Origin of the sequence: Parabacteroides faecalis (assembly GCF_022809355.1) — a bacterium.
Classification (GTDB): domain Bacteria; phylum Bacteroidota; class Bacteroidia; order Bacteroidales; family Tannerellaceae; genus Parabacteroides; species Parabacteroides faecalis.
In genome coordinates, this window is record NZ_JAKZMM010000094.1 from 1 (window position 1) to 5,567 (window position 5,567).

At 47.3% G+C, this 5,567-nt stretch carries 8 protein-coding genes; all 8 read right to left on the reverse strand.

Annotation, left to right across the window (positions count from 1 at the left end):
* Nucleotides 1-407 precede the first annotated feature (407 nt).
* The gene (locus MUN53_RS18065; RefSeq protein WP_243326801.1) at nucleotides 408-2,408 is read right to left on the reverse strand and encodes a hypothetical protein; all 2,001 of its coding nucleotides are present in this window, start codon (nucleotides 2,406-2,408) and stop codon (nucleotides 408-410) included.
* The gene (locus MUN53_RS18070; protein ID WP_243326803.1) at nucleotides 2,389-2,583 is read right to left on the reverse strand and encodes a hypothetical protein; all 195 of its coding nucleotides are present in this window, start codon (nucleotides 2,581-2,583) and stop codon (nucleotides 2,389-2,391) included. The genes MUN53_RS18065 and MUN53_RS18070 overlap by 20 nt, the downstream gene beginning before the upstream one ends.
* Entirely contained in the window at nucleotides 2,580-2,870 is a 291-nt protein-coding gene (locus MUN53_RS18075; protein WP_243326805.1) for a hypothetical protein, read from the reverse strand. The genes MUN53_RS18070 and MUN53_RS18075 overlap by 4 nt, the downstream gene beginning before the upstream one ends.
* A gap of 9 nt (nucleotides 2,871-2,879) precedes the next feature.
* Entirely contained in the window at nucleotides 2,880-3,263 is a 384-nt protein-coding gene (locus tag MUN53_RS18080; protein WP_243326806.1) for a hypothetical protein, read from the reverse strand.
* On the reverse strand, nucleotides 3,260-3,541 hold the full coding sequence (locus MUN53_RS18085; RefSeq protein WP_243326807.1) for a hypothetical protein: 282 nt from the start codon (nucleotides 3,539-3,541) through the stop codon (nucleotides 3,260-3,262). The genes MUN53_RS18080 and MUN53_RS18085 overlap by 4 nt, the downstream gene beginning before the upstream one ends.
* 136 nt (nucleotides 3,542-3,677) lie before the next feature.
* Nucleotides 3,678-4,085 carry an HU family DNA-binding protein gene (locus tag MUN53_RS18090; protein ID WP_243326809.1) on the reverse strand — a complete coding sequence of 136 codons (408 nt, stop codon included), beginning with the start codon at nucleotides 4,083-4,085 and terminating at the stop codon, nucleotides 3,678-3,680.
* 30 nt (nucleotides 4,086-4,115) lie between these two features.
* Nucleotides 4,116-5,297 (reverse strand): hypothetical protein, encoded by a 1,182-nt coding sequence (locus MUN53_RS18095; RefSeq protein WP_243326811.1) that lies wholly within the window; start codon nucleotides 5,295-5,297, stop codon nucleotides 4,116-4,118.
* A partial coding sequence (locus MUN53_RS18100) for a hypothetical protein (RefSeq protein WP_243326812.1) occupies nucleotides 5,294-5,567 on the reverse strand: 274 nt, incomplete at its 5' end. The genes MUN53_RS18095 and MUN53_RS18100, both read right to left, overlap by 4 nt.

Sequence of the window (5,567 nt, forward strand, 5' to 3'; positions counted from 1 at the left end):
AAGCCGGGCATTTAAGTAGCGCCTTGACGCTACTACACATCTCATCCTTTTCTGGAACATGTGCGTTGTCTTTTATTTTTTCGTCACTCCTGGACATGAATGGAAGGGGGTATCTTTTTCTTTTTCCGATTTGGGCAGACCCGGCATAATTGCGGTTCGTATTAGAGGCGACGTTGTTCGCATTCACATTACGCGCGGAACAATTGCCATTATTAGCATTGCCGCGAAAACGCAGGCCGGCCTTCCATCCATTCTTTCAACCTGTCTTTTGCGGTTCGGTGGTCGCGGTCCCAGTGTCGGACTTGCCGCAAGACGGCAGGATTTTTCAACGCCAAATTTCGATATTTTTTTCATTCCTTTTTACTCCTTTTTTCATGTTATCTAACACCCCGGGGCTTGCAGCCCCTTCATTCCGCTTGCAGCGGGGCTGCGCCTGCTATCAAGGCTTGGGCAGACCCGGCAGAATTGCGGTACGTAGCAGAGGCGGCGTAGTACGCAGTCACATTACGCGCGGAACAAATGCCATGAAAAGCATTGCCGCGAAAACGCAGGCCGATTCTATACCGAGTGTTTAAAACACTTCCCCAATAGTTATGGTCATAAACATAATGGCACTCTCCTGTACTGATACTTCCTCCATTTTCTGTTTTCCAACATGAATATGGCTGACGTTTTAGAACATAGCTATTACCCAAATTCGTATATGTTCCTAACTTTCTATATCGAGACTCAAAATCAAATACTCCTTTATCTGCTTTACTTACGACTGTCTCATTATGCCATTTCTTCTGATCCGGTTCTATGTACAGATCAACCGGATTTCCTGTATAAGAAGTATTTTTATCAATTTCATAGGTTCCGACATTCTCTGAACCTCCACCCCAATAAGCGAATATGTCGCCGGACAGATTCATGCCGCCAACCAAGGACATTCGAAGGATTATTTCTACATCCCAGCTTTGTTCTGCACCTGCAGAGTCATAAGCGTTAAACGTCGTACTCATCCGCTTGAACACACGGACATTCATGCCCCCTTCTGACAGACCGGATGCGTTCGGAACATTCTCATACCAATACGTACCGCCATAGAACTCAAACTCGACACCTGGTTGGATACCCGTCTCGCAAGCGAATGAGGCGACCATCTGGCTCTCCATACATTGCTCTTTAGGATGCTCCAAATTCAACAGCGTAGTGAAATTGGTACGTTTCTGATCTGCCGCATAATAGATGTCTCCCTGAGTACTCCATGTAGCGTACTTCCATGTGCCACTGCTACTCAACTTGTATCTTACGCCTCCGTTCTGCTTCCATGTAGACTCGCTGTCACAGCTATCGTTTGATGATATGCCACTACCGAAAAACGTGTTCTTATGAAGGTATTTCGTTCCATAGAGAACCTCTTGCGCCGTCACATAGGTATTCAAGGCATGAAATCCGCCCTCGGAGAACGGATAGGAACGGCTCGTATCGGCGTTCATCGAGCGGGCACGCTGCATATTCGTTACCTGGTTCATGTCATTTGTACGGGGATAGGTACGGCCAACCTGGAACATCGTACACATATTACTCTGGCCTGCCGATGATTGGCAGTTCTTCTCCCCTTCATACAGGTAGAAGAAACTTCTTGGCTTATCACCTATCGTACACACCGGACTGGGTGACATCGCCGTCGGTGGTAGCGGATAATCGCTTACGTCTATGCCGTCCCATACCGTCGGAGTGGCGAACAGGCCCTTCCAGATACGGCCGGATTTCCCTTTCAGACTATCCAACAAGTATACAGTATCATCCCGGCCTATGCCGATCGTGTACTTGGTCTCGGTTGTCTCCCACGGACGTAATACACGGACCTCGACACCTTCAGCATTGTAGAGCTTCGCCATGCCATGCTCATTATAGAACGTTTCAGCGTTGAACGCCCCAGCGTCGCAATACTTCTGCTGGTGCGCCTCGTCCAAATACAACTCAACGTCACATTCTGCTCGCATTTCCTCTGTGATACCGACAGTCGGCGCAAAACTACCGTCCTCGAAACGGAACAGGTTATTACGCATCAGCTTGCCAACTGGGGTTGTCGTCTCTCCGGCATTATCGGTCGTATCAAGCAAATACACGTTCCATTTGTTCAGGAACTCCCAACTGCCAAAGAAACCGGTACATTCCGGAGCAAGGTCATCCTCGGACCAGCTAGCCACGCCGTAGTTGTCCTGTATTTGAAGATCCGATATATCAGACCGGATGCCCTCGATACTCCTGTTCACGTCTTCAATGTCACTCGCCTTCGCCAGCAATGACATGGGAAGGCCATAGTTCTTCTTCCCTTTCTCCACCAAGGCAACTTCTTCGCCTGTGACAGTTTCCAACTTGCCAAGTTCACTTATTTTCTTATCCTTCTCCTTCTCCATATTCTTCCAATATTACCATTCCACCATCTTCCATTAATACACTTCCTCCATCTTCCAACAGGACATGCGGGGGATGTGATTCTGATTTACCGAACTTACCATTACCGGTGCCGAGCGCATTGAGCGGTGCCGGACCGAGAACCAGTACGTTCAGCAGGATATAATTCAGTTTCATGATTCTGCCTCCCTGATTGTTCCCATTGTCACCTCTGTCTCACTCACAATCTTAATGTGCATGGGATATACCCCATGGCCGAAAGAATGATCTATAAACTGGCCTGTCCTTTCTAACCAGGGAGGCAAGGCACAAGGGACAAATGTCCCGGTGTCTGAACTCCGCTGCGAGATATGAAAATAACCTCCTTTCTTTCTCTCCAAATGCAATGAGTAGTCGTCATTTACCGTCTCTTCCGCTACCCATTCTTTCCCTTGCTGGGAAAAATGTAATTCTCTTGCCTCCATAATTCTGCCTTATTTAATCACCAAATACTTCAACAATAATTCCGCATTACCCGGCGTCATTCCAACGATCATGTCGGGGAATATATCCCGTGGAATGCATGGATCAGGAAATTTACCTTCGTACTCTTCGTTGTATAACTTATTCTGCATAGGAATAAACTGCTTCTTCCATTCGATCACATCCGGATCGTCTTCCCGGAAGTTCATCGGATCTACGGATTCCGGCTTGGTGCCGTTCTTCAGTTCTTCAGCCTTCTTTTGGATCTCTTCTACAATCGAAGAGATTTCTGATTTAGCTGTCAGTACCTTGTACAAATCTTCTCCTTTCATCTTCGGAAGGCGAATTTCGCCCCCAAAGATGCTGTTAATGATTACGATCTCTCCCTTTTTCATGCCGTTTCCTCCTGTGATTTAGCTTTAACATCGCTGGTTAATTGTTTCAACATGGTGGCCGCTTCAATGAGATAGTCAATACGCGATGAATCCCCTACGGATACACTCGCTGTTGCGTAATCTCCAATATAGGTTCCATTATCCTTTCTTGACATCTGTCCATTAAACTCGATCGTTTCTTTGCCTATTGTGGCTGTACCGCGCATAGTGATTGTTTCTCCTTCCAATACTGTGTCGAACGTGTTGCGTCCGTTGCTGAAAACTGTTTTTGATTCCATGATTAAATCGTTTTTAAATGGTTATAAAATGAGGTTGAAATTACATAGGTATATCTCCGTGGCGATATAGGTATATCTCGGCGGAGATATAGTAGTATCTCGGAAGAGATATACCTATGTGCCGGAAGCGATGCCACTACTCGTTTGATGGCGGCGTGTAGCGTTCGTATTGTACGCCGGTATCCTGCATGTCGCGCAGCTTCTTTCCCAGATAATACTGGACGCTCGGCTTGCGCATCATGGTGGCGGCGTCGTAGGCTTCGGGCGTGTCGGCACCGGTGCTTCGGATGTTGATGCGGAACGAACCGAGGTCGCCGCAATCCACCGAACGTCCTTCCTTCAGGTGGCGCACGAGGCAGTTGATCAGGCGGTCCATGCAGTTCTTGATGTCACCCGAGGTGAGCGACGACTGTTCGGCCACTTCCTCGCAGAGCGAATCGAACGACACGCGCCCCTGGTTGATCACTTGCGGATAATAGAGCTTCGATCCTTCCAAAGCTCCCTTTGTCATGTCCTTCCGCTGGACTAGCTTGTACTTTAACATAACTGTTTCTCCTTTCTTTTTAAGGGGTTATTAAATAGGAACGCCAAAGTATATCGTGTTGCCGTACACAATATTGGTCGGCGTGAATACGCATAATAATCGCTTGAAGTTGGGGTCGTTTTTATCAATCCCTAAGCTGTCCTTATTGACTGTAAATGGAGTAAGGGTGAAATTCCCACGGCTTGAAGAGATCGGTATCGACCATATATCCGTTTCGGAAGAATATGGAATCTTGACGAACGGACCTAATGGCTGCGAGTATTCGGTGGCGGCGGCTACCGTGATCCTGCCGGGTACGTCGGTCGGAACCGTCTTGACATTGTCGTAATGGATTGTAAGATTGACACGAAACTCGTTGGTGTAATTGTCTATACTACATTCATCTTCGGCAAACGACAGCGTGGCTCGCTGCGCTTCTACTATTTTGCACTCATAACTCCCCAAATTGGGCAGCGGTATCGCATATCCTCCAAGATAAGTACTCAATGTGGTGTTAGATTGCTGGCAGAGTACCGGATAGATGGTTATAGTACCAGTCCCTCCGACATTAAACTCTATCCAATCCACATTTTCCATGTCGGCCAATGGGGTATCGTTGGTCACGATCCTGGCAGACTCCTTGTCCGCCGGGATATTGAGTATTGCCCCCAGATACCATTCCGCCAGATTGAATACGCCTTCATTCACCCGAAGGTCGCTAAGCGAAATCATGTCTTCCTCGTGCCTCCATTGCACGGCCATAGTGACACGGGCTGCATTATCAATTCCGCTTCCATTGTTCCATCCTGCCGAATCAGGAACGCTTATATGAACGACATTGTGTGTGGCCTGCGGGTTATACCCGGCAAAATCTCCCAGCCGGAATGGCTCAGACTGAGACCCGTTCGGATGGATAGGCTTAAAGAAATTATACTTGTCAATAATCTTTTGCCGGAGGGATTGCAGCAACGATTCGTTCCCGATCTGCTGGTATTCCACTTTTATCCCACATTCACGCGTCGTTCCCCTCCACCATTCTTCCGGTCGGACTTGCGTAAAATTGTTTGGCACGGGCTTATACTTAGCCCATATATTGATCTTGTCACTGGTGCACAAAGTCTCTGCATCAGTAGCTATGGTATTGCATCTTACTCCATTAATAATACCAGGCACGTACTCTCCAATAGTACACCCAATATCTACAGCTCTTAAATTCTTCTTAGGCAAAATCATGCCGCACCTCCCATCTGTTGTATAAGTTTGAATATCTCACGGTATGCGTTATCCAGCCGAAGCTGCAAGTTCTGTACCCGGCTTTCCAGTATCTTTACTTTGTTCTCAACTGGAATGAAACGGGTATATAGTTCTTGCATGCCACCTACAAGTACCGCAGACATACTTACGTAGTCCATCGAGTAGTAACCATCCGATTCAGTAAATACAAGTTCGGGATAGTATATCTTGACCTGCTGCGCTGACATACCGATCCTTACACGCCCTAAT